Source organism: Mesorhizobium sp. ZC-5 (assembly GCF_025753855.1).
In the GTDB taxonomy this organism is placed as follows: domain Bacteria; phylum Pseudomonadota; class Alphaproteobacteria; order Rhizobiales; family Rhizobiaceae; genus Neomesorhizobium.
This window is the reverse complement of sequence record NZ_JAOWPT010000010.1, coordinates 47,489-73,661: the sequence shown is the minus strand read 5'-3', so window position 1 is coordinate 73,661 and position 26,173 is coordinate 47,489. Positions and strand designations below refer to the sequence as shown.

Here is a 26,173-nt window from a genome sequence, read left to right as displayed (position 1 = left end):
CAATGATTATTCCGAAAACGGTCAGCGTTCGCCGAAGATCTGGTCGAGCAGCCCGCCGGATGCGAAGTGCTCCTCCTGCACCTTTGGCCAACCGCCGAAAACGTCCTCGACGGTCACCAGCCGAATTTCCGGGAACTTGTCCTTGAATTCAGCCGCAACCGCTTCGTCGTTGACACGGTTGCCGTGTTCGGCCGCGATTTTCTGGCCCTCCGGTGTGTAGAGGAAATCGAGATACGACTTGGCGAACTCGCGAGAGTCGCGTTTGTCGACGACCTTGTCGACGATGGCGACCGGGAATTCGGCGAGCAGGCTGACCGACGGCGTGACGGATTCGAATTTGTCCTCGCCGAATTCCTTGCGAATTCCGGTGGTTTCGGATTCGAAGGTGATCAGCACGTCGCCGATTTCACGCTCCACGAAGGTGGTCGTGGAGGCGCGGCCGCCCGTGTCGAACACTGGCACATTGTCGAAAATCTTGGTCACGAACTCGGCGACTTTCGCCGGGTCGTTGTTGAAGGCTTCCTTCGCGTAGGCAGTGGCGGCGAGATAGGTGTAGCGCGCATTGCCGGATGTCTTCGGATTGGGGAAGATCACCTTGACATCGTCGCGTACGAGATCGTTCCAGTCCTTGATGCCCTTCGGGTTGCCGGCGCGCACCAGGAACGACGGCAGCGAGTAGAAGGGCGACGACTTGTTGGCGAAATCGTTCTGCCAGTCATCCGAGACGAAGCCGTTCTTGACCAGGAAATCGATGTCCGTGATCTGGTTGAAGGTAACGACGTCGGCCTCGAGTCCCTCGACGATGGCGCGTGCCTGTTTTGAGGTGCCGGCGTGCGACTGGTCGATGGTTACGCCCGGATGCGCGGCGATGTAGCCCTTGTTGACATCGGCGAACAGTTCGCGCGCCACGTCATAGGAGGCGTTGAGTATCTTGTCGGCAGACCAGGCCGAGGCCGACCCGGCCAACAACCCGGCGATCGTCGTGCCGATAAGCAAGAAGCGTTTCATTCTGGAAGTCCCCGCAATTTGGAAATTTGGATTGCCTTGTTCAAACCTAATCTGAAAGGCAGCCAGGTCACGAGGTACGCCGCTGCCTCGATTTAGTGTGCGGCTGGAAGAATCGTATCGCTAACTGGAGGTTGGAGAAAAATATTTCCCACCTTTGAACGGTCGGATAATTTCTTTCTAACGGAAAGACTAGATTTTCCCGGCCTCAGATAACGAGTGCTGTCGTCAACAGCACCAGACTCAACATCGAAAACAAAGCGCGCGCGACATGCGAAAATTCCCAACGGTCGCGCAGTTCGGTCCATTCGGGCATTTCGGCCTGTTGTTTTTGGTCACTGTTTCCAATGCCGAAAAACCCGGCGCCAAGCCTCTTCAGCTGAAAATCCTTCAGCCAGAAATTGTTCACCGGGTGCGTGAACATCCAGTAGATCGCATGTGCAAAAGCAAGCGCGGCAAACGCGCAGGCTGTCAGCCAGAACTGCGGTGTGCCGGTTGGAGTGAAGAAACAAAGCAAGAGAAGTGCGACGATGCCGGCTGGCTCACTTGCTCCACCAATGGTGAAACCCGGATAATAGATCGGCTGGATGGCGAGGTAATGCTCTCTGGACAGCCGCAACTTGCCGGGAAATTCCAGCGCATGGGCGACTGATAGCGCCATCGCGATTGCGACGAGCAGGAGCGTGACGATCTGCAGTATTTCGAACATCGGAGCGGCTCCGGCACCTTAGTTGTTCGAAAACGATGCTGCGGGAGGAGAGTTCCGAAATTCCAGGCCTGCTTTCGAAGGCTTACGCCGCGGGCGTGATTTCGAGAAGGAACGGTATGCCCTCCATGGCGTCTGCGCCGCGCCCGATCGAGGTGATCGCTGAAACCATCCTGCCATCACGTCCCAACAGTTCGTCCGCGATGGCGACCAGCCGTGCATTGGGTGTTGCCGACGGTGAGGCTTTCCGCAGAGCCTGCGCAAGTTCCGTCTCATCGCGTTCCGGCGACAATGCAGCGGCGATTATGTAGGCGGCCGCGGTCGAGCGGCTGATGCCGGCAAAACAATGCACGACCAGCGGTCTCGTCCGGTCCCAGCCGGCGGCGAATTCCAGCAGCTTTTCGACATGCGCGCGTCCGGGCAAAACCAGATCGGGCTGTTCGTCGATGATGTCATGCATGGAGAGATGCAGATGGTCGGCTTCGGCGATGCTGGGCGGCCGCTCGACCGCAGTGCCTGCACTGAGAAGGGAGACTACGCGACCCGCACCAGTGGCGGCCACAGTGGAATGAAGGCGGGTCAACGAGCAGACATGGATCATCATTTCCGGTTCTTTCAGATTTGGCCGTCGCGCCAGGCTCTCAGCGCCTGGCCGATCCTGTCCCATTCGGTTTCGTCCGCCGGCAGGCCGAACCGTAAATGGTCCGGACGCTCGAGAAAATTCCGTACAAGTATTCCATGGCGGCCGAGCGCCTCGAACAGACTGCCGGCAGCGGGCAGGTGTGCGTAACGGAAGAGACTGGTGCCACCCATCACCGGAATGTCGTGGTGAGAGAGCAGGGCGTCAAGCCGTAGCGTCGCTTCCGCAAGCCGTTGGCGCATGGTCTCCTGCCAGTGCTTGTCGGCAAGTGCGCGAATTCCGATTTCCAGCGCCGGACCGGCGACCGCCCACGGCCCGAGTTGGTCATCCAGTCTTGCCGCGGTTTCCGAGGAGGTGATGGCGAAACCGAGCCTTACTCCAGCAAGGCCGAAAAACTTCCCGAACGACTTCAGGACCACGATGCCGCTGCCTTCGACATCTCCCGCAAGACTTTCCTGCAGCGGACCGACATCCATGAACGCTTCGTCGATCACCAGCAGTCCGCCGCGCGATGCGAGCCTGCTGGCAAGATCGAGCAGATCTTGCCGGGCAACGACGCGTCCACTCGGATTGTTGGGGTTGACGACGACGGCGATGTCGGCCTCCGCCAGCCTGTCGAAATCGCCGGTCTCTTCGACGGCGTGTCCGGCTATGGCGCAGGCACGGCGATGTTCGGCGTAGGTCGGGCCGAGCACGACAGCGCGGCCTGGTTGCACCAGAGAAGCCACGCGCGGCAGCAGGATTTGCGTGCCCGGTGCAGGTATGACGTTGCTTGCGGACGCCGCGCCATAGGCGGCGGCTGCGACATGAGCCAGGTCGCGGTTGCGGCTGGGTTCCGGCAGTCTGGAAAAGGCGGTGGCAGGCAGCTCGAAAAGCGGGTAGGGGTGCGGGTTGATCCCGGTCGAAAGGTCGATCCAGGGCTGCGGCGCATCTGGAAACAGCGCGCGTGCGCGGTCAAGGCTGCCGCCGTGATCCGTTACCGCCGCTTTGCCGTCGCCTTCGGAAACCATGTCAGTCCTAGTTGCCTTCCTCGCCCTTTTGATCGAACGCTTCATCGGCTATCCCCAGCCGCTGCTGAAGGCAATCGGCCATCCGGTGATGTGGATCGGCAATCTGATCTCCTGGCTGGATGCCCGTCTGAATCGTCCGTCCCTTCGCCCGTCGCGCCGGCGGCTGAATGGGGTTGTTGCGCTGGCGGTCATTATCCTTATTCCAGTGACAATCGCCGGCGTGGTCTCCGGCATATTTTCGCTCCTCCCGTTCGGCTTTGCCTTCACTGCAATCGCGGCAAGCTGCCTCCTGGCGCAGAAGAGCCTTCAAAGCCATGTCGGCGCCGTCGCCGACGCACTCGATACCGGCAGCCTTGAAGCCGGCCGTGTCGCGGTTTCGCAAATCGTTGGACGCGATCCCGACCAGCTCGACGAAGCTGGCGTCAGCCGGGCAGCGATCGAAAGTCTCGCCGAGAATTTTTCCGACGGTGTCGTTGCGCCGGCATTCTGGCTGGCCGTCGGTGGGTTCGCCGGCGGGGCGTCCTACAAGGCCGTCAACACGGCCGACTCGATGATCGGCCACTACACCGAAAAACATGAGGACTTCGGCTGGGCGTCGGCACGCTTCGACGATCTGATCAATCTGCCGGCTTCGCGGCTGACGGCATTGCTGATCGTCTGCGCGGCGTTTTTCGTCTCCGGGGCTTCGGCTGAAAACGCCTGGCGTGCCGTCTGGCGCGACGCGAAAAAGCACCGGTCGCCGAATGCCGGCTGGCCGGAGGCGGCGATGGCCGGGGCGCTGGGCCTGGCGCTTGCCGGTCCGCGCGTCTATGGCGGCATCATGGTCGAAGACGCGACGATGGGCGCGGGTGGCAGGCGCGATGCGCGTGCCGCGGATATCCGCGCTGCACTGAAACTCTTTCGCCTCGCCGACTGGCTGCTGATGGGTCTGTTCGGCTTTCTGGCGCTGTTCCTGCTCGCTTGAGGCGGGAGCACGGCAGGACATCAGAACTCGATGCCTTGCTGGGCCTTTACGCCGGCGGAAAAATGATGCTTCACCACCGTCATTTCGGTCACCAGGTCGGCGGCGTCGACCAGTGCAGGCTTGGCGTTGCGACCGGTGACGACGATATGCAGGTCGGCTCGCCGCGCCTTCAGCGCGTCGACCACCTTGCCAAGATCGAGGTAGTCGTAGCGCAGTGCTATGTTCAGTTCGTCGAGCACGATCAGGCTGATCGACGGGTCGCTCATCAACTCCAGCGCTTTGGCCCAGGCGCGCTCGGCAGCCGCGATGTCGCGCGCCAGATCCTGCGTTTCCCAGGTGAAACCCTCGCCCATCGTGTGCCAGACGACACGCTCGCCGAAAGCGGCGAAAGCGTCCTTCTCGCCGGTGTGCCAGGCGCCCTTAATGAACTGCACGACACCAACTTTCTTGCCGTAACCCAGCATGCGCAGTGCGAGCCCTAAGGCAGCAGTGGTCTTTCCCTTGCCTGGCCCGGTGTTGACGATCAACAGGCCCTTTTCGATCGTTTTTTCAGCGACTTCCTTGTCCTGAACCGCCTTGCGCTTGGCCATCTTGGCCCGGTGGCGTTCGCTGTCCTTGTCGTCGATGGTCATGTCATTTCACCTGCATGGGAAGGCCGGCGACCATGAACAGCACACGGTCTGCCTTGGCGGCGATGCGCTGGTTAAGCCGTCCGGCGGCGTCGCGGAAGCGCCGGGCCAGCGCATTGTCGGGCACGATACCCAGCCCGACCTCGTTGCTGACGACGAACCAGGGTCCGCGCGGCGCGGTCAGAGCCGCTTCCAATTGCGTACATTCCTTTTCGAGATCGGCTTCCGCCAGCATCCGGTTGGTAAGCCACAAGGTCAGGCAGTCGACTAGGACCGGCCTGCCCTCAGGGATGTTGGCCAATGCACCAGCGAGATCGTGCGGCTCCTCGATGGTTTCCCAGCCGTCGGCACGCCGCTCCCTATGCAGCGCAATGCGCTCATCCATCTCTGCATCGAAGGATTGCGCCGTGGCGATGTAGGTCCACGGCGCTGGATGAGCGGTTACCAGTTGCTCTGCATGCGTGCTCTTGCCGGAGCGCGCACCGCCAAGCAGCAGGGTCAGCCGTCCATTGTCAGGCAAAGCTGCGCTGCAGTTCGGTTTCCGATCCGAGGAAGCGGCCACGGATCAGCCCGACCAGGCCGCCGAGCACCACCCAGAAGATCAGGCTCGTTATCGTTGCCGCCACCACGAACTGATGATGCAGGCTTTCCGGTATCGGCGATTCATGGCTTTCCGGCTGCGGCGCGCCGATGATATGCGGCACCACGATCAACACGAGGCCGACAACTGCAAGCGGCACCGAATTGCGAAAGGCGATGAGTGCCAGACCAATGGCCGTCGCTGCGACGGTGCCGATCCACCAGACCTGACGAGCAGCAAGATCGGCGGCCGGCATCGCCGGCAGTTCCGGCGGCAGGCCAAGGCCGGGGGCAAGCGTGAACACGGCAAAGCCGGCAAAGCCCCAGAACAGACCTTGGCGCCAGTTGACGATGCCTCCGAAAGCTTCGGATACGGCGACCAGAACAAGCGCAAAACCGATCGCTGTCACGATGTTGGCGGCAGCCGTATAGGCATAGCGCTCGAAGCCGTCGGCGGGCGCCCAGGCTCCTTCACCGTGATCATGCGAATGTGCAGCCGGCGCCGCGGCTTCGGTGGTTGTTGCAGCGTCAGCCGGGGCGGAGTGGTCATGCGCCGGGGCTGCCTCGGAATTCTCGAATGTCTCCGCCTGCAGGATCAGCGGCACGGTGGCGTAGGCTTGCATCGCCGTCATCACGATGCCAGCCAAAAGCCCGGCGATCGCCGCGACGAACACGACGTTACGAAAAAGTGTCATGATGTTTGCTTTCGTCAGTGACAGGGAAACGCCATCGAATGGCGATAGTCGTGCGCGGCATTGTGGGCGATCTCCATATGGGAGAAGCCGACGAAGCCGATGACGAAAAGGCCGAGCAGAGCCGAAAGGCTGAGCTGGAAAGCACGCGAAGCCGATGATGCGGCGGTGGTGTTTGTTTGGATCGTTGTGGTCAAGGTCTTGTCCTCTCGCCCTCCACCCGAGGGCCCTTGGCATTAAGTTTCGTCGCCGGCAGGTCTCCTGGCTTGCGGATCGCTACTCCTTCCCCGCCTTCCCGGATTTCTCCAGTGGCACCTGGGGAGGAGCTAACCGCATACAGTTGCGGGGGCAGCCGCGGCTTCGAAGTTGGGTTCTTACCGCATTCCCTCTTTCGGTTCTCATCGAAAACCGACGACGGTGCGACTATAAACGAAGTTCAGCAGGCGGCAAACCGAATTTCCCCGCGTTGACATCGCCCTCCGCGAACGCGTAATTTCGCGTCGCCGACGGTCCCTTCACGGCAACGCGAAGGGCGAAGAGGGAATGCGGTGCGAAACCCTGGTTTCCAATCCGCAGCTGTCCCCGCAACTGTAAGCGACGAGCCTCGACCGAATGCCACTGGAGACTGGTCTCCGGGAAGGCGGGAGAAGGCGGTGACCCGCAAGCCAGGAGACCTGCCGTCGAACGAGCAATGCCGGAACCGGGCGGGGTGCCCTGGGGTCGGAATCAGGTTTGCGATAGGCGTTGATTCGCCATCGCACCTGCGTGCACCCCGATAATCTGGCCACAGGCCACGGAGTGCAATGTTTGGACGTCAGCGTAAACCCCGAGGATGAGCCAGCGAGCGAAGCGGCGAATGCCGATTCGGCACCGGTGACGATCGTCGTCTGCGAGAGCTGTCGCGACGAGACCGGCTCCGATGCCTATCCGCGCGCCGGCGAAAGCCTTGCCGCAGATACATGCCGTGCCGCCGAAGGTTCGTACGTCAGGGTTGCCACCGTTTCCTGTCTCGGCAACTGCAAGCGGCGGCTGAGTGCCGCGATCATCAAGCCCGGCGCCTGGAGTTACGTGTTCGGCGACCTCGCGATGGACAGTGGCGCTGACCTTGTCGCCGGCGCCAATCTTTTTGCCGGCTCAACGGACGGGCTGATCCCGTGGCGTGGCCGGCCCGACAGTCTGAAACGCGGGCTGATTGCCCGTATCCCTCCCCTGGATCTGACGAAAGAAACAAAATGACCGCATCGCCTGAACGCGTCCCCTGCACTGTCGTCACCGGCTTTCTCGGTGCGGGAAAGACCACGCTGCTCCGACATGTCATCGAAAATGCTGCCGGCAAGCGCCTCGCCATCATCGTCAACGAGTTCGGCGATGTCGGCATCGACGGCGATATCCTGAAGGGGTGCGGCGTCGATGCCTGTCCGGAAGAAAACATCGTCGAACTGGCCAATGGCTGCATCTGCTGCACTGTCGCCGATGATTTCGTGCCGGCGCTCGACCAGATCTTGTCGCGCGTGCCGCGGGTCGACCACATTCTCATCGAGACCTCCGGCCTCGCACTGCCGAAGCCGCTGGTCCAGGCCTTCCAGTGGCCCTCGGTGAAGAGCCGCGTGACGGTGGATGGCGTCATTGCGGTTGTCGATGGGCCCGCGCTGGCCGAAGGCCGCGTTTCCAGCGACATGGACGCGCTCCAGGCGCAGCGCGCCGCAGACGATTCGCTCGACCACGACGACCCGGTCGAGGAAGTCTTCGAGGATCAGGTCGCCTGCGCCGATCTCATCATCCTGTCGAAAAGCGACCTGATGGACGCTGCCGGCCATGAGCGCGCCTACGCCATCGTGTCGGAACATCTGTCGCGTGCGGTGAAGATCGTGCCGACCAGCCAGGGCAAGATCGATCCGTCGGTATTGCTCGGCCTTGGCCTTGCCGTCGAGGACGACATCGAAAACCGCAAGACGCATCATGACGACGAACTCGATCATGAGCATGACGATTTCGACAGTTTTGTCATCGAACTGCCGTCGATCGCGGCACCCGCCGATCTCGCCCGCAAGGTTTCGGAAGCTGCTGAGGCTGAGAACGTGCTGCGTGTGAAAGGTTTCGTCGATGTTGCAGGCAAGCCGATGCGGCTGCTCGTCCAGGCCGTCGGCCCGCGCGTCAACCATCATTTCGATCGCGCTTGGGAGCCGGGCGAAGACCGCCGCAGCCGCCTCGTGGTGATTGGCCTGAAGGGATTGAATCGCCCGGCGATCGAACGCATTCTTGCGAGCTGACAGGGAGCACTTCGGGTGCATATCCTCGCCACCACATCCGCGTCGCTCGAAGATCTGGCCGAACCGGTCGATCTGAAGCAGTCGCCCGCGGATGTCGTGGCGCTTTCCTTCACCGACAGCGATCTGGCCGGCCTCGCCGCGGCGTGGCAGGCCGATTCGAAAGACCTGCCGTCGATGCGCCTGGCGCCTCTGCGCGAACTGCGCCATCCGATGTCGGTCGATCTATGGATCGACAGCGTTGCCATGCATGCGAAGGTGATTCTGGTCCGCATCCTTGGCGGCTACGAATGGTGGCGTTACGGCTGCGACAGGCTTACTTCGCTGGCGCGTGAACGCGGCATCAAGCTCGCCCTGCTGCCTGGCGAATGCCGCGAAATCGACGAACGATTGATCGAAGCATCAACCCTTTCGCGTGACGAACTCGACGGCCTGCTTGCCTATTTCCGCGAAGGCGGACCGGCCAACATGCGCGAACTTGTCGGCCGGTTGGCAACGTTGGCCGGATATGAAAAGCCGGCGGCCGAACCGGCTCCGGTGCCGAAAGCCGGCTTCTATCTGCCCGGTAAGGGCATTGTCGATCTCGCGGACATCCGACAAGTCGCGGTCGGCGACGCGCCGGTCGTGCCGCTGTTGTTCTACCGCTCGATGCTGCTTGCCGCCGACATTGCGCCCATCGATGCGCTTTGCGCCGCGATGACGGCCAAGGGCATTGCGGCAGCGCCGATCTTTGTCGCCAGCCTCAAGGATCGGGAATCGCTCGCGTTTGTCGAGCGGGCGTTTGGAGATTTGTCGCCGGCGCTGGTCGTCACCACCACGGCCTTCGCCAGCGGGGCTGAGCCGGGTGAGGAAACCTTGTTCGACCGCGCCGGCGTGCCGGTGCTGCAAGCCATCGTCGCCACGACGCGGCGCGAGGCATGGGTCAACAACCAGCGCGGTCTGGCGCCTGCCGACCTCGCCATGCACGTCGTGCTGCCTGAACTCGATGGCCGCATCCACGCCGGCGCGATCGCCTTCAAGGCTGAAGGCGAGGGCGATGATCAACTCGGCTTTCGTGGCTTCCTCAATCGCCCTGAGCCGGACCGCATCGAACAACTGGCTCTGCGGGTGGAAAAATTCGTCCGGTTGCAGCAGACGCCGCGCGCCGAACGCAAACTTCTTGTCCTGATCCCCGACTATCCCGCCGCTGCCGGCCGTACCGGCTACGCCGTCGGGCTGGACGTGCCCGCAAGCGTGCTGGCGATGCTGCACGATCTGAAGGCGGAAGGCTATGCGGTCGGCGATATTCCGGATAGTCCGCGCGAGTTGTTGGATCTGCTGGAGCGGAGCAATGAAGGGCTGAGCCTGGACGACTATCGCTCCTTCGCCGTCGCAGTGCCGGCAAAGGCGATGCAGGCTGTCGAGGCAGCGTGGGGGTCGGCAGATGAAGAGGAGGGGCAGCCGTTAAAGCTGCCATTCTCCCCCCTTGCGGGGGAGATGTCCGGCAGGACAGAGGGGGGCAACACAGAGCCCAAGGCTCCCGAGCTAGCTCCCTCGCAGAAATTCCCCTTCCGCGCCGCCACCTTCGACAACGTCACTGTGGCGCTCGCGCCGGACCGCGGCCGTTCGGCCGACCGCCGCGCCGACTATCACGACCCGACGATACCGCCGCGCCATGCACTCGTCGCTTTCGGCCTGTGGCTACAAAAAACACTCGGCTGCCACGCGATCGTCCATGTTGGCGCGCACGGCACGCTGGAGTGGCTGCCGGGCAAGACAGTGGCGCTGTCGGGCGATTGTTTCCCGGAAATAGTCACCGGCTCTCTGCCGATTGTATATCCTTTTATCGTCAGCAATCCGGGCGAGGCGGCACAGGCCAAGCGCCGTATTGCTGCCGTCACGCTCGGCCACCTGCCGCCGCCGCTCACCGAGGCGGGGCTTGACGAAGATCAGCAAATTCTTGAGCGCCTGGTCGACGAATACGTGCAGGCGGACGGGCTCGACCGCCGCCGCCGCGACCGCCTGGCCAAGTTGATCGTCGCCAAGGCGCAGGAAACCGGGCTGGCGTCCGAAGCAGGCGTTGGCCGCAACGACGCGCCGGATGCCGCCCTGCAGCGCATCGATGCCTGGCTCTGCGATCTCAAGGATTTCGCCGTCAAGGACGGCTTGCATGTCTATGGTCGTTCGCCGGACGTTGAAAGCGATCCGTTGCGCCGCGAAAGTGCTGCCCGGGAGCGCGAGGCGCTGATTGCAGCACTCGATGGCCGCCACATCGCCGCCGGCCCGTCGGGTGCGCCGGCGCGTGGCCGCAGCGATGTTTTGCCGACAGGCCGCAACCTGTTCACCGCCGATCCGCGCACCATGCCGACACCGACAGCCTTCGAACTCGGTCGCGCAGCCGCCGACGAGGTGCTGCGCCGCTATCTGCAGGACCACGGCGACTGGCCTCGCTCGCTGGTCATCGATCTCTGGGGCAGCGCTTCGTTGCGCACCGGCGGCGAGGAGATCGCGCAAGGACTGGTGCTGATGGGCTGCCGCCCGCAATGGGACGCTGCCACCGGCCGTGTCACCGCCGTCGAGGTGCTGCCGGCAGCCGCTATGGGGCGGCCGCGCGTCGACGTGACCTGGCGTATTTCCGGCCTGTTCCGCGATATGTTCCCAGCGCAGATTGCATTGATCCACGCCGCCGCCAAGGCGGTCGGGGAACGCAGCGAAGACGCTTCGGAAAATCCGTTGGCTGCGGATGCGCGCGGGCTCGGCCATGTACCGCCGCGTGTCTTCGGTTCGTCCCCCGGCACCTATGGTGCGGGCTTGGAGGACCGGCTGGCATTCGGCGAATGGCAGTCGCGCGCTGAACTCGGCCAGGCCTATCTCGATGCAGGCTCGCATGTTTACGGCGGTGCCGAAGGCGATGGCGAAGCGGCTCCCGGCGCCTTCGCAAGCCGTATCGCCGAGGCTGAACTGCTGATCCACACGGGTGACGATCCGGGCCGCGACATTCTCGAAGGCTCGGCTGACGTCGCTTTTATCGGCGGGTTCACCGCGGCTGTTGCTGCACTCGGTCGAAGCGCCGACGTTATCGCGCTTGACACCACCGATCCGGCCAGGCCGCGCGCCCGCTCCGTCACCGAGGCGGTCGCCCGCGTCGTGCGCGCCCGCGCCATCAATCCGATTTTCATCGAAGGTCAGCTGCGGCATGGCCCGCGCGGCGCCACCGAATTCGCCGAAACGGTCGACAGGCTGATCGGCTTCGCCGAAACCACCGAAGCCATTCCTGCCGCCCTCATCGAAGCGGTACACGACGCTTATCTCGGCGATGAGCGGGTCCGTTCGTTCATTCTGCGCGAAAACCCGGCGGCTGCACGCGCCATCGCCGAGCGCTTCGCTTCCGCCCGGCGGCGCGGTCTCTGGCATTCGCACCGCAACTCCATCGACAATGATCTCGCCGCCTTGATCGAAGAGGCACGGGTAAGGGAGGCCGCGTGAACGCGCTTCCGTTGCCTCGCGGCGCTTGTCCGGCACTTTCCGCGCCAATGCAGACCGGTGACGGGCTTCTGGTACGTCTCAGCCCCGCCAATGGCTATTTTACGCCCACGGCTCTGGCCGGTTTGGCCGAAGCCGCCTTTCGCCACGGCAACAGCATTCTTGAAGTCACCGGACGCGGCAGCCTGCAGATCAGGGGGCTGGAGGCCGCAACGGTGGCGCCGCTTGCCGTAGACATCGACGCGCTTGGCATCGTCGTGCGCGAAGGTGTGCCGGTCGAAATGGGACCGCTTGCAGGGCTCGATCCGCACGAGGTCGCCGATCCGCGTGCGCTGGTCGACGCCGTCAGCAGGGCAATCACAGCAACCGATCTGCCGCAACGCCTCGGCCCGAAGGTATCTGTTATTGTCGACGGCGGCGGTCGTCTCAACATGGCGGGCGTGCAGGCCGATGTTCGGTTGGCGGCGGTACGAAGCGGCCAGAATGTGGACTGGCAGCTTTCCGTTGGCGGCAATGCCGCGACCGCCGCGCCGATCGCTCTGCTCGACGAAAAACATGCCTGCGATGCAGTCATGACCACGCTCCTGGCGATCGCCGAGATGGGTTTCAAGGCGCGGGGGCGGAACATCGCGCCGGCGATCCTGCGCAGGCAATTGACCTGGGCGGGTTCGGAGCCGCCACCTGCCGGCCCGCCGGAAGCACCGGAAAACGACGCCGGGTCCAACATTGTTGTCCTTCGCCCCCAGGGCAGCCTCCAGAGTGCTCTGCCGATTGGCGTCTTCGAGCTTCGAGATGGGCGAGCCGCGCTCGGGGTCGGGTTGCCGTTCGGCCAGATCGAGGCCTCGCGCCTCGCCGGTTTCTGCCGCGAAGCCGAAGCCGCAGGCGTCAGTGAGTTTCGCCTCGCACCGGGTCGTGCGCTCCTCGCCATCGCATCCGACTTTTCCGTTTGCGCTGGTCTGCGTGATATCGCCCCACGCCATGGTTTCATCGGCGACCCCGGCGATACGCGGCTTTGCATCGCAGCCTGTCCGGGCAGCCCTGCCTGCGCGTCGGGCAACATGGCGGCGCGCGTCGTGGCCGAGCAGTTTGCGGCGTTGGGCACCGGGCTTTTCGACAATTCGCTGAGTTTCCACGCATCAGGCTGCGGAAAGGGCTGCGCGCATCCGACGACCGCCGACCTGACATTTGTCGGCTACCCGGATGGCATCGGCCTGGTCGTCGGCGGCACGGCATCGGACGTGGCCGATGTGCGACTCCCGAATGCCGAAATCAGGCATGGTTTTCAGCGCCTTGCCGGCCTATACCGCGACATGCGGCGGCCGGGGGAAGATGCTAGGACGTGTTTTTCCCGGCTCGGCGTCCAACGTGTCGCCGCAGCTTTTCAGGGACCATGATGACCGCAAACGACTATATTCGCGACGGTACGGCGATTTACGAAAAATCCTTCGCCATCATCCGCGCCGAGGCCGACCTGTCGCGCTTCACCGAAGCGGAGGCCGATGTCGCCATTCGCATGATCCACGCCTGCGGCCAGGTCGAGGCAGCGCAGCATTTTGTTTTCTCACCGGATTTCGTTTCGTCCGCGCGCGCTGCGTTGAAGTCCGGTGCGCCGATCTTCTGCGATGCCGAAATGGTGGCGCATGGCGTTACCCGTGCACGCCTGCCGGCCGGCAACGAGGTGGTTTGCACGTTGCGACACCCGCAAACGTCTGAAATTGCCGCGAAAATCGACAACACGCGCTCGGCCGCCGCGATCGAATTGTGGGGCGACAGGCTGGCAGGCTCCGTCGTCGCCATCGGCAATGCGCCGACAGCGCTGTTCTACCTGCTCGACAAGCTGCGGTCTGGCGCGCCGAAGCCCGCCGCGATCATCGGCATGCCGGTCGGCTTCGTCGGTGCGGCCGAATCGAAGGAGGCGCTGGCTGAAAGCGATCTCGGCATCCCGTTCACCATCGTGCGCGGACGCATGGGCGGCAGCGCGATGACGGCTGCTGCCCTCAACTCCTTGGCGAGGCCGGGCCTTTGAATTCGCTTGCAAAAGGTCGCCTCGTCGGCGTCGGCACCGGTCCCGGCGATCCGGAATTGCTGACGTTGAAGGCGGTGCGTGCGCTGGCCGAGGCCGATGTCGTGGCGCATTTCGCCAAGCGGGGCAACAACAGCAATGCTCGTGCCATCGTCGAGGCTCATGTTCGGCCGACGTGGATAGAATTGCCGCTGCTCTATCCTGTGACCACGGAAATCGACAAGGAAAACAACGACTACCGCATACAGATCGCCGATTTCTATGAAGAGTCCGCCCACACCGTGGCCGGACACCTCGAACAAGGCCGAACTGTCGCCGTTCTGTCCGAAGGCGATCCGCTTTTCTACGGTTCCTACATGCACCTGCATGTGCGGTTGTCGCATCGTTTCCCGACCGAGGTCATTCCCGGTGTGACAGCCATGTCGGGATGCTGGTCGGAGACCGGAACGCCGATCGTCCAGGGCGACGATGTGCTGTCGGTGCTGCCTGGCACGATGAGCGAATTCGAACTGACACGGCGGCTGGCCGACACCGACGCGGCCGTCATCATGAAGATCGGCCGCAACCTGCCGAAAGTCCGCCGGGCGCTGGAAGCCGCCGGCAAGCTTGCCGACGCGATCTATGTCGAACGCGGAACCATGGCAAATTCCCTGTCGATGCGACTTGCCGACAAGGGCGACGACCAGGCGCCTTACTTTGCCATTGTGCTGGTCCCCGGCTGGAGGAACAAGCCGTGACTGGCCGTATCGCCGTCATCGGCCTCGGCCCCGGTAGCCCGGAGCAGGTGACGCCGGAAGCTGCTCGGCTGGTGGCGGAGGGACAGGAGTTCTTCGGCTATGCGCCTTACCTTGATCGTCTGAATCTCAGGCCGGACCAGGTCAGCAATGCTTCCGACAACCGCGAAGAACTGGACCGCGCTTCCGCCGCACTGAAGCGCGCCGCCGAGGGGAAGAATGTCTGCGTCGTCTCCGGCGGCGATCCCGGCGTCTTCGCCATGGCCGCGGCGGTGTGCGAGGCGATTGAAGCGGGGCCGGCCGAATGGCGGGATATCGATCTCGTCGTCGTTCCCGGTGTCACCGCCATGTTGGCGGTCGCCGCGCGCATCGGAGCGCCGCTCGGCCACGATTTTTGCGCCATTTCGCTCTCCGACAATCTCAAGCCCTGGGAGGTTATCGAAGCCAGGCTGGAAGCGGTCGCTCGCGCCGGTTTCGTCATTGCGCTCTACAACCCGATCAGCCGTGCCAGACCCTGGCAACTCGGCAAGGCGTTCGAGAATTTGCGCCGGATCCTGCCTGGCACAACGCCGGTGATCCTCGGCCGCGCGGCCGGCCGGCCGGACGAGCGCATGGCGGTGATGAGACTTGCCGAAGCCGACGCCGCGCGCGCTGACATGGCGACCTGCGTCATCATCGGTTCGCCCGAGACGCGTATCATCGAGCGTGGCGAGCGCGGTCCGCTGGTCTATACGCCACGCTTCCTGGTGGCGGAGGCGGTGAGATGATCTACCATCGTGACGGCCTCCGCGACCGTCTCGACCGACGGCATGTCGGGTACATCCGGTCGCCGGAACAGGATCATGTCGATGCCCAGTTCCCGTGCGGCCGCGATCTTGCCGTAGGTGGCGCTGCCGCCGCTGTTCTTGGCGACGATCGTGTTGATGCGCCGCTCGGCAAGCAATCGGCGTTCGTCCGCTTCGGCGAACGGCCCACGCGCCAGAATGTATTCTGCGTCGGGCACATTGAGCGGCGGCTCGATCGGGTCGACACTTCGAATGACATAGCTGTGTTGCGGCGCCTTGGCGAACGGGCCGATCTCCTGGCGTCCAAGCGCCAGAAAGACACGGCGCGGTTCGTTGCCCAAAACAGCCACCGCCTCTTTTGCGTCAGCGACGAGGTGCCAGCGGTCGCCGGCGACCGGCTCCCAGGCCGTACGGCGCAGCGCAAAAGCCGGCACGCCGGAAAGCCGCGCAGCCGCTTCGGCGTTGCGCGAAATCTGCGCCGCATAGGGATGCGTGGCATCGATCAAAAGGTCGATATGCTGGTCGCGAAGGTGACTGGCCAGGCCTTCCGCGCCGCCGAACCCGCCCCTACGCACCGGCACCGGTTGCTCGGCGGGTTCGGCCGTGCGGCCGGCCAGCGACAGGACGATGTCCAGGTCGCCGCGCGCCGCCAGCCTGCCGGCGAGAAGGCGGGCTTCGGTGGTGCCGCCGAGGATCAGAACTTTTTTCATGCGTGTTCGCGAAAAATTGTCCTTCACCCTTACCCTCTCCCCACAGGAACGGGGAGAGGGGGGCGTCGGCGTTGCCGCTTTTCCGTACTCTCCGTCTTTGACGGGGAGAAGGTGCCGGCAGGCGGATGAAGGGCAGCGCGATGTCTCAGAATCAACCGTCACTGAAATGGCTGTCCATCGTCGGCCTCGGGGAGGACGGCGTTTCCGGCTTCGGCGATGCGGCAAAGCAGAAGGTCCGCGCGGCGGAAATCGTCTTCGGCGGCAAACGCCATCTGGCTCTTGCCGCTGAACTGATCACTGGCAAAGCTCGCGCCTGGCCAAGCCCGTTCGAGCACGGCATCGAGGCGGTTGTCGGCTTGCGCGGGCAAAAGAATGTCTGCGTGCTTGCCTCCGGTGACCCGTTCCTGCATGGCGTCGGCGCCACGCTTGCCCGTCACATCGATCCGGCGGAGATGGAGGTACTGCCGTCCCCCTCGGCGTTCAGTCTCGCCGCTGCGCGCCTTGGTTGGCCGTTGCATTCGACCACGACGATTTCGCTGCATGGCAAGGTGCTCGACTTGATCCGGCCGCAGTTGCATCACGGCCAACGAATTCTGGCGCTGACGTCGGATGCCGATGGTCCGGCCGCATTGGCGCTGCTGCTTTCCGACTTGGGCTTCGGTAAGTCACGGCTTACTGTCATGGAAGCGCTGGGCGGGAGTGGCGAAAAGATCACGACGCAGCAGGCCTCCGCCTTTTCGCTTGCCGGCATCAATCCTCTCAATCTTGTCGGCATCGAAGTGGCCGCCGACATAGGCGCGCGCATCCTGCAGCTGACGCCCGGGCTTGCTGACGATCTGTTCGAGCATGACGGCCAGATCACCAAGCGCGAAATCCGCGCCGCGACCCTGTCGGCGCTGGCGCCGCGCCGCGGCGAGTTGTTGTGGGACATCGGCGCCGGCTCGGGTTCGGTAGCGATCGAATGGATGCTGGCCGATCCATCACTGCGCGCCGTCGCCATCGAGACCGATCCGGAGCGTTCCGCTCGCATCGGTCGCAACGCAAAGGCATGCGGCGTGCCGGACCTCGAGATTGTCAGAGGCGCAGCACCGGCCGCACTCGCTGGGTTGGCACCGCCCGACGCCATCTTCATCGGCGGCGGCGGCAGTGATGACGGGGTTCTGTCAGCAGCCATCGACGCATTGAAACCCGGTGGACGGCTCGTCGCCAACGCGGTGACGCTGGAGATGGAAGCGCTCTTGCTGGCAAAATATCGGGAGCTTGGCGGCGACCTGATCCGCATCGCGGTATCGCGCGCCAATCCTGTCGGTTCGATGAGTGGCTGGCGGCCCGCCATGCCGGTCACGCAGTGGTCGTGGGTGAAAAAATGGTCATAGCGGGAATAGGCTGCCGGAAAGGCGTGAGCGCGGAAGAGGTGCTGGCGGCGGTGGCCGAAGCACTCGACCATTTCGCCGTTCCCCGTCCGCATCTCGATGCGCTGGCGACCGGTGAGATCAAGCTGGATGAAGGCGGCATCGCCGAGGCGGGTGCGAGATTGGGATTGCCATTGCAGATCATCGGCATCGCCGAATTGAAAGTGGCCGACGACCGCGCCGTCAGTTGCTCGGAAAAGTCTCTTGAGCTGACTGGGGTGGGATCGGTCTCGGAAGCGGCAGCACTGGCGGCGGCCGGCGCCGATTCCATGCTGCTCGGTCCGCGTCTCGCCGTTGGGCCTGTCACCTGCGCCATCGCGGTCAGCGGAGACGGCAAGTGACGGTGCATTTCATCGGCGCCGGCCCTGGCGCGCCCGATCTGATCACCGTCCGCGGCAGCAAATTGCTCGCAAGCTGCCCGGTCTGCCTTTACGCCGGCTCCATCGTGCCGACGGAGTTGCTGCGATACTGCCCGCCGGACGCGAGACTGATCGATACCGCGCCGCTGTCGCTAGACGAGATCGAGCTCGAATATGCCACCGCCCATCGTGCCGGCCAGGATGTGGCGCGATTGCATTCGGGTGATCTTTCCGTGTGGAGCGCCGTCGCCGAGCAGATCCGCCGGCTGGAGAAACTGGGCATTCCCTATACGTTGACACCCGGCGTTCCGTCCTTTGCCGCCGCCGCGGCAGCGCTTGGCCGCGAACTGACCATTCCCGAGGTTGCGCAGAGCCTGGTGCTGACGCGCGTATCCGGCCGCGCTTCCAAGATGCCTGAGGGGGAAACGCTTGCCGCGTTTGGCGCCACCGGCGCGACTCTGGCGATCCATCTCGCCATCCATGCACTCGATCAGGTCGTTGCCGAACTGAAGCCGCTCTATGGTGCCGACTGCCCGGTCGCCGTGGTGGTGCGTGCCTCCTGGCCGGACGAAAACATCATCCGCGGCACGTTGGCGGACATCGTGCCGAAACTCGCCGCCGACCCAGCCGAACGCACCGCCTTGATCCTGGTCGGCCGCTCGCTGGGCGCGGAGGATTTTCGCGAAAGCTCGCTTTACGACGCTTATTATCAGCGCCGTTTCAGAGGCCGCGACGCGTCATGAGAAGGTTGAAACGGCGCCTGTCCCATCAGCCTGCCCTCGCGGTCGAATATCAGGATTTCGAGCGCGATTTGCGGATCGTCGAGCACGGCCGCGGCGGTGGGCCACGCCCTGCGAGCGATCGTGTCGCCGAGCGGCAGGCCTTCGGCCGTCGCATGCTGGAAGGCTTCGGAAACGGTGTTGGCGCCTCTGATCCTGTCGACCAGCATATTGCTCGCGCCGGTTTCGTCGGCGATCGCCGCCAGCGCCTCCATGTCGGCCAGTCCGCGCTTGGAGTGAACGTCCAGCATGCCTTGCGCGAGCTTGGTCATCTTGGCCACGCCGCCAGCGATGGTGACCTTTGGCACAGGGTGCTTGCGGATGTATTTCAGCATACCGCCGATGAAGTCCCCCATGTCGATCAAGGCGATTTCGGGCAGGTTGTGGAACTTCTGGACCGCAGCTTCCGATGTTGTGCCGGTCGCGCCGGCGACGTGGTCGAGCCCGGCAGCGCGGGCGACGTCTACTCCCTGGTTGATCCCGTGAATCCAGGCGGAGCAGGAGTAGGGGATCACAATCCCCGTGGTGCCGAGAATCGACAAGCCGCCAAGGATGCCGAGGCGGCCGTTGAGCGTCTTCAGCGCCAGTCGGTCGCCATCGGCGACGGAAATCTCGACCTGATAATCGGCGTGGCTGCCGGCCACTTCGCCAATTGCCTGGGCGATCATCCTGCGCGGCACCGGGTTGATCGCCGGTTCGCCGACCGCCAATGCCAAGCCTGGCCGCGTCACGGTGCCAACGCCGGTACCAGCCTTGAACGTCACGCCGGAACCGGAATTGCTGCGCCGCACCGTCGCCATCACCAGTGCGCCATGTGTGACGTCGGGGTCGTCGCCCGCGTCTTTGACGATGCCTGCCGTTGCTTCGCCATTGGCCAGCTTATGCGTCGCCAGCGCGAAAGCCGGTCGGGCGCCGCCCGGCAAGGTCACCTCCACGGGGTCCGGAAATTCGCCGGTCAGAAGCGCCGCGCACGCAGCCTTGGCTGCGGCCGCGGCACAGGTGCCGGTGGTCCAGCCACGGCGCAATTGGCGGTCTTCGGAACTCATGCATTTCTCTATAGGCGGGGCAGGGTCTTGCGTCACTGCGGAAAGCTGATCGCATGAGCGTTGAAAAGACACTGTCCCTTTTGCAGGAACGCACGGCGCGTCTGGAAGCGGGCCATGTCTGGCTGGCCGGAGCCGGGCCGGGCGATCTCGGCTGCCTGACGCTCGATGTTGTCTCGGCGCTGACCCAGGCCGATGTGGTTGTCCATGATGCGCTGGTCGACCCGGCCGTGGTGGCCATCGCCGAGGGCGCCGAACTCTTCTATGTCGGCAAGCGTGGCGGGCAACTCTCCATCACCCAGGCCGAGATCACCGCCAGGCTGATCGCTTTGGCCAAGGCGGGCCGCAAGGTGCTGCGGCTCAAGGGCGGCGATCCGTATGTTTTTGGCCGCGGCGGCGAAGAGGCGCTGGCGCTGGCGCGCGAGGGCATTCCGTTCCGCTTCCTTCCGGGCATCACCTCCGGCCTGGCGGCGCTTGGCAGCATCGGCATTCCGCCGACCATGCGAGGCCTCAACAAGGCGATCATCCTCGCGACGGGCCAGACCGCCGACCCTGGCGATGAACTGGACTGGCGCGCGCTGGCACGCACCGGCCAGCCGATCCTCATCTACATGGGCCTGAAAATCCTCGGGCGCATAACCGCGGAGCTGATTGCCGGCGGTCTGTCCCCCGACACGCCGGCTGCCATCGTCATGTCGGCCACCACGCCGCGGGAGCGCGTGCACGTCGCAACGCTCGGCACCATCGCCGACGATGCCGAAAGGCTTGGCTTCGCGTCGCCGGTGCTGACCGCGGTCGGCAGGATCGTTTCCATGCGGGCTGAACTTCTCGCGCTTGCCGGCCAGGCACAAAAATGACGGCACGCGGCCTGATCATCGGGGCGCCGCGTTCCGGCTCCGGCAAAACCAGTGTCACCATCGGCATTCTGCGCGCCCTGTCGCGCCGGGGCCTGGCCATGCGCGGCGCCAAATCCGGACCGGATTACATCGATCCGGGTTTCCATGCCGCGGCGACAGGCGTGCCGGGAGTGAACCTCGACAGTTGGGCGATGCCGCCGGCACTGCTCAACGGGTTGGCCGCCAAAGCCGCGGACGGTGCGGATTGTGTCGTCGTCGAAAGCGCCATGGGCCTGTTCGACGGCATTCCCGGCGAAAAGGGCCGCTCCGGCTCGGCTGCCGATCTGGCAAGGCTCTATGGCTTGCCTGTCATCCTGGTGCTCGACGTTTCCGGCCAGTCGCAGACGGCCGCGGCTCTGGCCAAGGGTTTTGCCACCTACGACCCCGGTGTGCGCATTGCCGGCGTTATCCTCAACCGGCTCGGCAGCGAGCGCCACAAGCGGCTGGCCGGCGACGCGATCGAAGCGCTTGGCATTCCGGTCGTTGGCGCCATCCTGCGCGACCCGTCGCTGACTTTGCCTGAGCGCCATCTAGGCCTCGTGCAGGCGGCCGAACATGCAGACCTGATGGCGCATCTCGACCGGCTGGCTGACATGGCCGAGCGCTCGCTCGACCTCGACCGGATCCTTTCGCTGGCGGTGCCGTTCGCGCCGCCCGTGACGGACATGTCCGCGGCCTTGCCGCCGCCCGGTCAACGCATCGCACTCGCGAGCGATGCGGCCTTCACTTTCCTCTATCCGCATGTCGCCCAGCATTGGCGTACCGCCGGCGCCGAGATCGTGCCGTTCTCGCCGCTTGCCGACGAAGCGCCGCGCGACGATTGCGACGTCTGCTGGCTGCCTGGCGGCTATCCGGAACTGCACGCTGGTCGGCTGGCAGCAGCGGAAAAATTCCGCGCCGGCATGCACGGGTTCGCAGCCAAGCGCGCCGTCCACGGCGAATGCGGTGGCTTCATGGTTCTGGGCGAGGTGCTGCAGGATGCCGGTGGTGAAAACCACCGCATGCTCGGCCTGCTCGGCCATTCCACCAGCTTCGCCGAGCGCAAGATGAATCTCGGCTATCGCCGCGCCAGCCTGCTCGCCGATTGCGCGCTCGGCCGCCTGGGCAGCGAAATCCGTGGCCACGAATTCCATTATGCGCGCATGACAGACGCGGGCGCCGACGAAAAATTCGCCGACCTCGCGGACGGCGAGGGGCGCGAGCTCGGTGCGTTCGGTGGCCGGCGTGGCTACGTCACCGGCACCTTCTTCCACGCGATCGCCCGAGGATAAGATGCTGCCGTCGCGCCCGCAGGACATTGTCGCCGACATCGCCCTTTGCCTGGCTTTCTACACGCGGCTGCCGGTTTCAGTCTCCGGCGAGCGAAATTTCGCCGACGCACAATGGGCAGCACCCGTGACAGGTGTGGCGGTCGGGTTGATTGGCGGGCTGGTATTTTTTGTCGCCGACCTTTTCGGATTGCCGGCAACCATTGCCGCAGCGCTGGCCATCGCCTCCACCCTTACCGTCACCGGCGCCCTGCACGAAGACGGGCTGTCCGATACCGCTGACGGCTTTGGTGGCGGCGAGACGCGCGAGCGCAAGCTTGAAATCATGCGTGACAGCCGCATCGGCACTTTTGGGGCCGCGGCGCTGATCTTTTCGATCCTGTTGCGCTGGAGCGCGCTGGCCGCGCTCGCTACGCCATGGCTCGTATTCTGCGCGCTGATCGCCGCGCATGCCGCCAGCCGCGCCATGATGCCGGTTTTTTTGCGTGCCGTAGCACCGGCACGAACCGACGGGCTCGCGGCCAACGCCGGCGCGATCCCGGATGTTGCTGTTTATCTCGCCGGCGCCATTGCCGCAGTGCTCCTGCTCTTGACCCTCGGCTTCACCGCGACGGTGCTCTCCGCCGTGGCGCTAGGTCTGCTGTTCTTCGTCATGCGCCGCCTTTGCGAACGCCAGATCGGCGGCCAGACCGGCGACGTGCTCGGCGCGGTGGAACAATTGTCGGAAATTGCCGTCCTGCTGATCGCCTGCGCGATCTTCACTTGAACAGACCGGAGTTCGAATGACCCGCTTCGCCAGCATCGAAGATTTGCGCGCTGCCTGCCTGACGCTGCCAAGGGGCGACGAGGCCGCTATTGCGGAGGCGCAACGCCGCCAGGACAGCCTGACCAAGCCGCAAGGCAGCCTCGGCCGGCTCGAAGAGATCGTCGCCTGGCTCGCCCGCTGGCAAGGTCGCGCACGGCCGAAGCTGGACAATGTCGCGGTCATCGTGTTCGCCGGTTCACACGGCGTCACTGCGCAGAGCGTTTCGGCTTTTCCGGCAGAGGTGACCGTGCAGATGGTGGCGAACTTCCAAGCCGGTGGCGCAGCCATCAATCAGCTCGCCCGCGCGGCGGGTGCCAGCCTGGACGTCATCGCGCTCGAGGTCGAGCGCCCGACCGCCGATTTCACACAAACTGCCGCGATGACCGATGCCGAGTTTCTAGCCGCCGTCTCCACCGGCTACGACGCAGTGAAAAAGGGCACCGATCTGATCTGCTTCGGCGAAATGGGCATCGGCAACACGACGACGGCGGGCGCGATCGCCGCCGCGCTCTACGGCGAACCGGGCGCAAAATGGGTCGGCCGCGGCACCGGTGTCGACGATGCCGGTCTCGCCCGCAAGGCTGCCGCGGTCGATGCCGGGCTTGTGCGCCATGGTGCCGATCTCGCCGATCCGCTGAAAGCCGCGGCAGCACTTGGCGGGCGCGAACTTGCCGCCATTTTGGGCGCGACGCTCGCCGCGCGCCATCACGGCATCCCGGTGCTACTGGACGGATTTGTCGTTACAGCAGCCGTTGCCCCGCTGACGAAACTCAATCCGTCTGGCCTTGCCCATGTGCTTGCCGCGCATGTCTCGGCGGAGACACCGCATCGGCGGCTGCTCGATCTTCTCGGGCTTTCGCCCTTGCTCGACCTCGACATGCGCCTGGGCGAGGGTTCCGGCGCCTGCCTGGCCGTCAACATCGTGCGCTCGGCGCTGGAATGCTACGTCCATATGGCAAGCTTTGCCGAAGCGGGCGTTTCCGAGAAATAGGTTTCGGGCGAAAGCCCGAGGCGAAGACAATTGCTCACCAGCTGATTTCTTGCCAAGATGGGGCAGCGTCCAGAATTCGGGCGCGGCTGGAGGAATCGCGTTGCCGAGGAGTGATTGGTGCATTACCGCAGTCCGCTAGAACAATCTCCGGGGTGGGCGCGATGAGTGTGCGGCAGGAAAGCGGCAACGCCAGGCACGACGACGCAGCGCGCGCTGGCTGGCTCTATTACGTCGCCGGCAACACCCAGGACCAGATCGCGGCGAAGCTCGGCGTTTCGCGCCAGAGCGCCCAACGCCTCGTCTCGCTGGCGGTCTCCGAGGGGCTGGTCAAGGTCAGGCTCGACCATCCGATCGCAAACTGCCTCGACCTTGCGGCCAAGCTCACCGCGCGTTTCGCACTCGACCTTTGCGAGGTGGTGCCGAGCGACCCGGAATCCGGTTCGACCACGCTTGGCCTCGCCGAGGCTGCCGCAACCGAGATCGAAAGGCGGCTGAAATCACCAGACCCGATCGTGCTGGCCATCGGTACCGGCCGCACGCTCAAGGCGGCGATCGAACAGTTGACGCCGATGGAATGCCCGCAGCACAAGCTGGTGTCGCTGACCGGAAACATCGCCCCGGACGGCTCCGCCGCCTATTACAACGTCATCTTCACCATGGCCGACACCATCAAGGCGCGCAGTTTTCCGATGCCGCTGCCGGTCATCGCCTCATCGCCGGCGGAACGCGAAATGCTGCTCAGCCAGCCCATGATCCAGCCGGCGCTCACACTCGCCGCCAAGGCCGACGTGACCTTTGTCGGCATCGGCGACCTCGGCCCGAAGGCGCCGCTCTACGAGGATGGGTTCATCACGGATGTGGAATTGAAAGCGCTGCAGAAGGCCGGCGCGGTGGGCGAGATCGTCGGCTGGGCCTTCGACCGCGACGGCAGGCTGATCGACGGCATCACCAACGACCGCGTCGCCTCCGCGCCGCTGCCGTCGCGCGAGCGTTCGCTGGTGGTGGCGATCGCCATGGGTGAACGCAAGCTTCCCGGTGTGCTGGCTGCGGTGACGCGCCGGCTGGTCAATGGGCTGATCACCGACGAAAACACGGCGGCGGCGCTTCTCGCCGCCTGATTTGCTATAATCGGACGGTGGTCCATCCGTTCGTCAGGGCCGCTTGCAGACAGAATCGTTGCCATCCAGAAATCCCATGTCGCGCTGCAGATGCTCCGACAGGGCGGCGACATCGAGGTGCCGGTGCGTCGGGCCACTGTGGCCCCAGAATGACCGCAGCGTGTGCAAGGGATTCCAGGTCCAATGATTGCTGGGCGAGAGCCTTTCTTGTGCCATAGCCATGATCGTCAACTTTCCCTAACATGCGTCCAGTTAATCGGCTGACCTTGAATCTGGAGCTTGCATGGGCTGTTTTCCAATCGAATATCGATTATCACGCATAAGCTGGTTTAATGCATGATGGCTTCGCAACTTCCTCCCCTCCAGGCGATCCGGGCATTTGAGGCCGCCGCTCGCCATGCGAGCTTCACCAAGGCAGCCAACGAGCTCGGCATGACGCAGGCCGCCGTCAGCTACCAGATCAAGGTGCTCGAGGAGCGCATCGGCACGCCGCTCTTCCTGCGCAAACCGCGCCAGGTGGCGCTCACCGAAACCGGGCAGCGCCTCGCGCCGGCCATCACCGAAGCCTTCGCGCTGATCGGCGATGCCTATGCGGCGGCACGCGGCGGCGCGGATGGGCTGCTGTGCATCAGCACCGTGCAGACTTTTGCGTCGAACTGGTTGGCCCGCCATCTCGGCTCGTTCCAGATCGCTTATCCCTCGCTGGCGGTGAGGCTCGATACGTCGAGCCACATGGTCGATTTCGCCCGAGAAGCCGTCGATGTCGGAATCCGTTCAGGCGGCGGCAATTGGCCGGGGCTCGCGACACACCTGCTTTTCCGTGCCGATTTCACGCCCATGCTCAGCCCGAAACTGGCCGACAGCATCGGTGGCGTGAAAACCCCCGCCGATCTGCTGCGCCTGCCGATCCTCGATCCCGAGGATGTCTGGTGGAAGGGATGGTTCGTCGCGGCGGGTCTGCCTCCGGATGACCTGGCGAGGCGCACCGGCAGCAGCATGGGCTCGCAGGCTTCGTTGGGCAGTGCTGCCATGGCAGGGCACGGCGTGGCCATCCTGACGCGCGCGCTTTTCGCGGCGGAGCTTGGCGACGGCCGCCTCATCCAGCCGTTCGACATCTCCGGCGACGACGGCCACGCCTACTTTCTGGTCTATCCTGAAAGTCGCCGCAACGTGCCCAAGATCAAGGCGTTCCGCGAATGGATCCTTGACGAAGTGGCACAGTCTGTTGGCGAGCGCTGAGGCGGTGTTGCTGCCTCGATCGTGGGGAACTTCTCCAATTCCTCGCCGCGCTCTCCC

At 64.3% G+C, this 26,173-nt stretch carries 27 protein-coding genes and 2 riboswitches; of the genes, 17 read left to right on the top strand and 10 right to left on the bottom strand.

Annotated features, from left to right (window positions below; genetic code table 11):
- Positions 1-21: 21 nt before the first annotated feature.
- The 4 genes from OHD58_RS22275 to cobD form a co-directional block, all read right to left on the bottom strand.
- Positions 22-1,008 (bottom strand): sulfate ABC transporter substrate-binding protein, encoded by a 987-nt coding sequence (locus OHD58_RS22275; protein ID WP_263805691.1) that lies wholly within the window; start codon positions 1,006-1,008, stop codon positions 22-24.
- Positions 1,009-1,213: 205 nt separating this feature from the next.
- Positions 1,214-1,714, bottom strand: coding sequence for an anthrone oxygenase family protein (locus tag OHD58_RS22270; protein WP_263805690.1), 501 nt, complete (start codon positions 1,712-1,714; stop codon positions 1,214-1,216).
- A gap of 82 nt (positions 1,715-1,796) precedes the next feature.
- Positions 1,797-2,312, bottom strand: a complete 516-nt coding sequence (locus OHD58_RS22265; RefSeq protein ID WP_263805869.1) for a tyrosine phosphatase family protein — start codon at positions 2,310-2,312, stop codon at positions 1,797-1,799.
- A gap of 14 nt (positions 2,313-2,326) precedes the next feature.
- Positions 2,327-3,361 (bottom strand): threonine-phosphate decarboxylase CobD, encoded by a 1,035-nt coding sequence (cobD, locus tag OHD58_RS22260; RefSeq protein WP_263805687.1) that lies wholly within the window; start codon positions 3,359-3,361, stop codon positions 2,327-2,329.
- Here cobD and cbiB point away from each other — a divergent pair.
- Positions 3,360-4,325: an adenosylcobinamide-phosphate synthase CbiB gene (gene cbiB / locus OHD58_RS22255; protein ID WP_263805686.1), complete on the top strand. Its 966-nt coding sequence runs from the start codon at positions 3,360-3,362 to the stop codon at positions 4,323-4,325. The two genes, cobD and cbiB, sit on opposite strands and share 2 nt — an antisense overlap.
- A gap of 20 nt (positions 4,326-4,345) precedes the next feature.
- Here cbiB and cobO read toward each other — a convergent pair whose 3' ends face one another.
- Genes cobO through OHD58_RS22235 form a run of 4 tightly spaced genes read right to left on the bottom strand, consistent with a single transcriptional unit; the run spans position 4,346 to position 6,422 of the window.
- Positions 4,346-4,957, bottom strand: coding sequence for a cob(I)yrinic acid a,c-diamide adenosyltransferase (gene cobO, locus OHD58_RS22250; protein WP_263805685.1), 612 nt, complete (start codon positions 4,955-4,957; stop codon positions 4,346-4,348).
- Position 4,958: 1 nt separating this feature from the next.
- Entirely contained in the window at positions 4,959-5,474 is a 516-nt protein-coding gene (cobU, locus tag OHD58_RS22245; RefSeq protein WP_263805684.1) for a bifunctional adenosylcobinamide kinase/adenosylcobinamide-phosphate guanylyltransferase, read from the bottom strand.
- Positions 5,467-6,228 carry a CbtA family protein gene (locus tag OHD58_RS22240; RefSeq protein WP_263805683.1) on the bottom strand — a complete coding sequence of 254 codons (762 nt, stop codon included), beginning with the start codon at positions 6,226-6,228 and terminating at the stop codon, positions 5,467-5,469. Before OHD58_RS22240 ends, cobU begins: the two co-directional genes overlap by 8 nt.
- A gap of 14 nt (positions 6,229-6,242) precedes the next feature.
- Positions 6,243-6,422: a CbtB domain-containing protein gene (locus tag OHD58_RS22235; RefSeq protein ID WP_263805681.1), complete on the bottom strand. Its 180-nt coding sequence runs from the start codon at positions 6,420-6,422 to the stop codon at positions 6,243-6,245.
- Positions 6,423-6,458: 36 nt separating this feature from the next.
- Positions 6,459-6,653, bottom strand: a riboswitch (cobalamin riboswitch).
- Between the two features lie 62 nt (positions 6,654-6,715).
- Positions 6,716-6,922: riboswitch (cobalamin riboswitch) on the top strand.
- A 110-nt stretch (positions 6,923-7,032) separates the two neighbouring features.
- Here OHD58_RS22235 and OHD58_RS22230 point away from each other — a divergent pair.
- The 7 genes from OHD58_RS22230 to OHD58_RS22200 are packed head-to-tail and all read left to right on the top strand — an operon-like array spanning position 7,033 to position 15,478.
- Complete coding sequence (locus OHD58_RS22230; protein WP_263805679.1) at positions 7,033-7,461, top strand: DUF1636 family protein; 429 nt, start codon at positions 7,033-7,035, stop codon at positions 7,459-7,461.
- Positions 7,458-8,495: a cobalamin biosynthesis protein CobW gene (gene cobW / locus OHD58_RS22225; protein ID WP_263805678.1), complete on the top strand. Its 1,038-nt coding sequence runs from the start codon at positions 7,458-7,460 to the stop codon at positions 8,493-8,495. The genes OHD58_RS22230 and cobW overlap by 4 nt, the downstream gene beginning before the upstream one ends.
- A 15-nt stretch (positions 8,496-8,510) precedes the next feature.
- Entirely contained in the window at positions 8,511-11,957 is a 3,447-nt protein-coding gene (cobN, locus tag OHD58_RS22220) for a cobaltochelatase subunit CobN (RefSeq protein WP_263805677.1), read from the top strand.
- Complete coding sequence (gene cobG / locus OHD58_RS22215; RefSeq protein WP_263805675.1) at positions 11,954-13,348, top strand: precorrin-3B synthase; 1,395 nt, start codon at positions 11,954-11,956, stop codon at positions 13,346-13,348. The genes cobN and cobG overlap by 4 nt, the downstream gene beginning before the upstream one ends.
- On the top strand, positions 13,348-13,980 hold the full coding sequence (locus tag OHD58_RS22210; protein WP_263805674.1) for a precorrin-8X methylmutase: 633 nt from the start codon (positions 13,348-13,350) through the stop codon (positions 13,978-13,980). The genes cobG and OHD58_RS22210 overlap by 1 nt, the downstream gene beginning before the upstream one ends.
- On the top strand, positions 13,977-14,714 hold the full coding sequence (locus tag OHD58_RS22205) for a precorrin-2 C(20)-methyltransferase (RefSeq protein ID WP_263805673.1): 738 nt from the start codon (positions 13,977-13,979) through the stop codon (positions 14,712-14,714). The genes OHD58_RS22210 and OHD58_RS22205 overlap by 4 nt, the downstream gene beginning before the upstream one ends.
- Positions 14,711-15,478, top strand: a complete 768-nt coding sequence (locus OHD58_RS22200) for a precorrin-3B C(17)-methyltransferase (protein ID WP_263805672.1) — start codon at positions 14,711-14,713, stop codon at positions 15,476-15,478. Before OHD58_RS22205 ends, OHD58_RS22200 begins: the two co-directional genes overlap by 4 nt.
- On the opposite strand, the gene OHD58_RS22195 is transcribed toward OHD58_RS22200, so the two are convergent.
- Entirely contained in the window at positions 15,439-16,206 is a 768-nt protein-coding gene (locus OHD58_RS22195; RefSeq protein ID WP_263805671.1) for a cobalt-precorrin-6A reductase, read from the bottom strand. The two genes, OHD58_RS22200 and OHD58_RS22195, sit on opposite strands and share 40 nt — an antisense overlap.
- Before the next feature lie 140 nt (positions 16,207-16,346).
- On the opposite strand from OHD58_RS22195, the gene cbiE reads away from it, so the two are divergent.
- From cbiE to cobM, 3 genes are read left to right on the top strand one after another with little or no spacing between them, the layout of a single operon-like run.
- Positions 16,347-17,582, top strand: coding sequence for a precorrin-6y C5,15-methyltransferase (decarboxylating) subunit CbiE (cbiE, locus tag OHD58_RS22190; RefSeq protein ID WP_263805669.1), 1,236 nt, complete (start codon positions 16,347-16,349; stop codon positions 17,580-17,582).
- Between the two features lie 23 nt (positions 17,583-17,605).
- Positions 17,606-17,959, top strand: coding sequence for a cobalamin biosynthesis protein (locus OHD58_RS22185; RefSeq protein ID WP_318528281.1), 354 nt, complete (start codon positions 17,606-17,608; stop codon positions 17,957-17,959).
- On the top strand, positions 17,956-18,720 hold the full coding sequence (cobM, locus tag OHD58_RS22180) for a precorrin-4 C(11)-methyltransferase (RefSeq protein ID WP_263805666.1): 765 nt from the start codon (positions 17,956-17,958) through the stop codon (positions 18,718-18,720). The genes OHD58_RS22185 and cobM overlap by 4 nt, the downstream gene beginning before the upstream one ends.
- On the opposite strand, the gene OHD58_RS22175 is transcribed toward cobM, so the two are convergent.
- Positions 18,687-19,802, bottom strand: coding sequence for a cobalt-precorrin-5B (C(1))-methyltransferase (locus OHD58_RS22175; RefSeq protein WP_263805664.1), 1,116 nt, complete (start codon positions 19,800-19,802; stop codon positions 18,687-18,689). The two genes, cobM and OHD58_RS22175, sit on opposite strands and share 34 nt — an antisense overlap.
- A gap of 53 nt (positions 19,803-19,855) precedes the next feature.
- Here OHD58_RS22175 and cobA point away from each other — a divergent pair, with 53 nt between their 5' ends.
- The 6 genes from cobA to gcvA all read left to right on the top strand — a co-directional run bounded on the left by cobA (position 19,856) and on the right by gcvA (position 26,116).
- Positions 19,856-20,656 carry a uroporphyrinogen-III C-methyltransferase gene (gene cobA, locus OHD58_RS22170; RefSeq protein ID WP_263805662.1) on the top strand — a complete coding sequence of 267 codons (801 nt, stop codon included), beginning with the start codon at positions 19,856-19,858 and terminating at the stop codon, positions 20,654-20,656.
- The gene (locus OHD58_RS22165) at positions 20,653-21,966 is read left to right on the top strand and encodes a cobyrinate a,c-diamide synthase (RefSeq protein WP_263805661.1); all 1,314 of its coding nucleotides are present in this window, start codon (positions 20,653-20,655) and stop codon (positions 21,964-21,966) included. Before cobA ends, OHD58_RS22165 begins: the two co-directional genes overlap by 4 nt.
- Before the next feature lies 1 nt (position 21,967).
- Complete coding sequence (cobS, locus tag OHD58_RS22160) at positions 21,968-22,729, top strand: adenosylcobinamide-GDP ribazoletransferase (RefSeq protein ID WP_263805659.1); 762 nt, start codon at positions 21,968-21,970, stop codon at positions 22,727-22,729.
- A 16-nt stretch (positions 22,730-22,745) separates the two neighbouring features.
- The gene (gene cobT, locus OHD58_RS22155; RefSeq protein WP_263805658.1) at positions 22,746-23,759 is read left to right on the top strand and encodes a nicotinate-nucleotide--dimethylbenzimidazole phosphoribosyltransferase; all 1,014 of its coding nucleotides are present in this window, start codon (positions 22,746-22,748) and stop codon (positions 23,757-23,759) included.
- A gap of 161 nt (positions 23,760-23,920) precedes the next feature.
- Positions 23,921-24,877, top strand: a complete 957-nt coding sequence (locus tag OHD58_RS22150) for a sugar-binding transcriptional regulator (RefSeq protein WP_263805657.1) — start codon at positions 23,921-23,923, stop codon at positions 24,875-24,877.
- Between the two features lie 339 nt (positions 24,878-25,216).
- Positions 25,217-26,116, top strand: coding sequence for a transcriptional regulator GcvA (gene gcvA, locus OHD58_RS22145; RefSeq protein ID WP_263805656.1), 900 nt, complete (start codon positions 25,217-25,219; stop codon positions 26,114-26,116).
- The last annotated feature ends 57 nt before the right edge of the window (positions 26,117-26,173 follow it).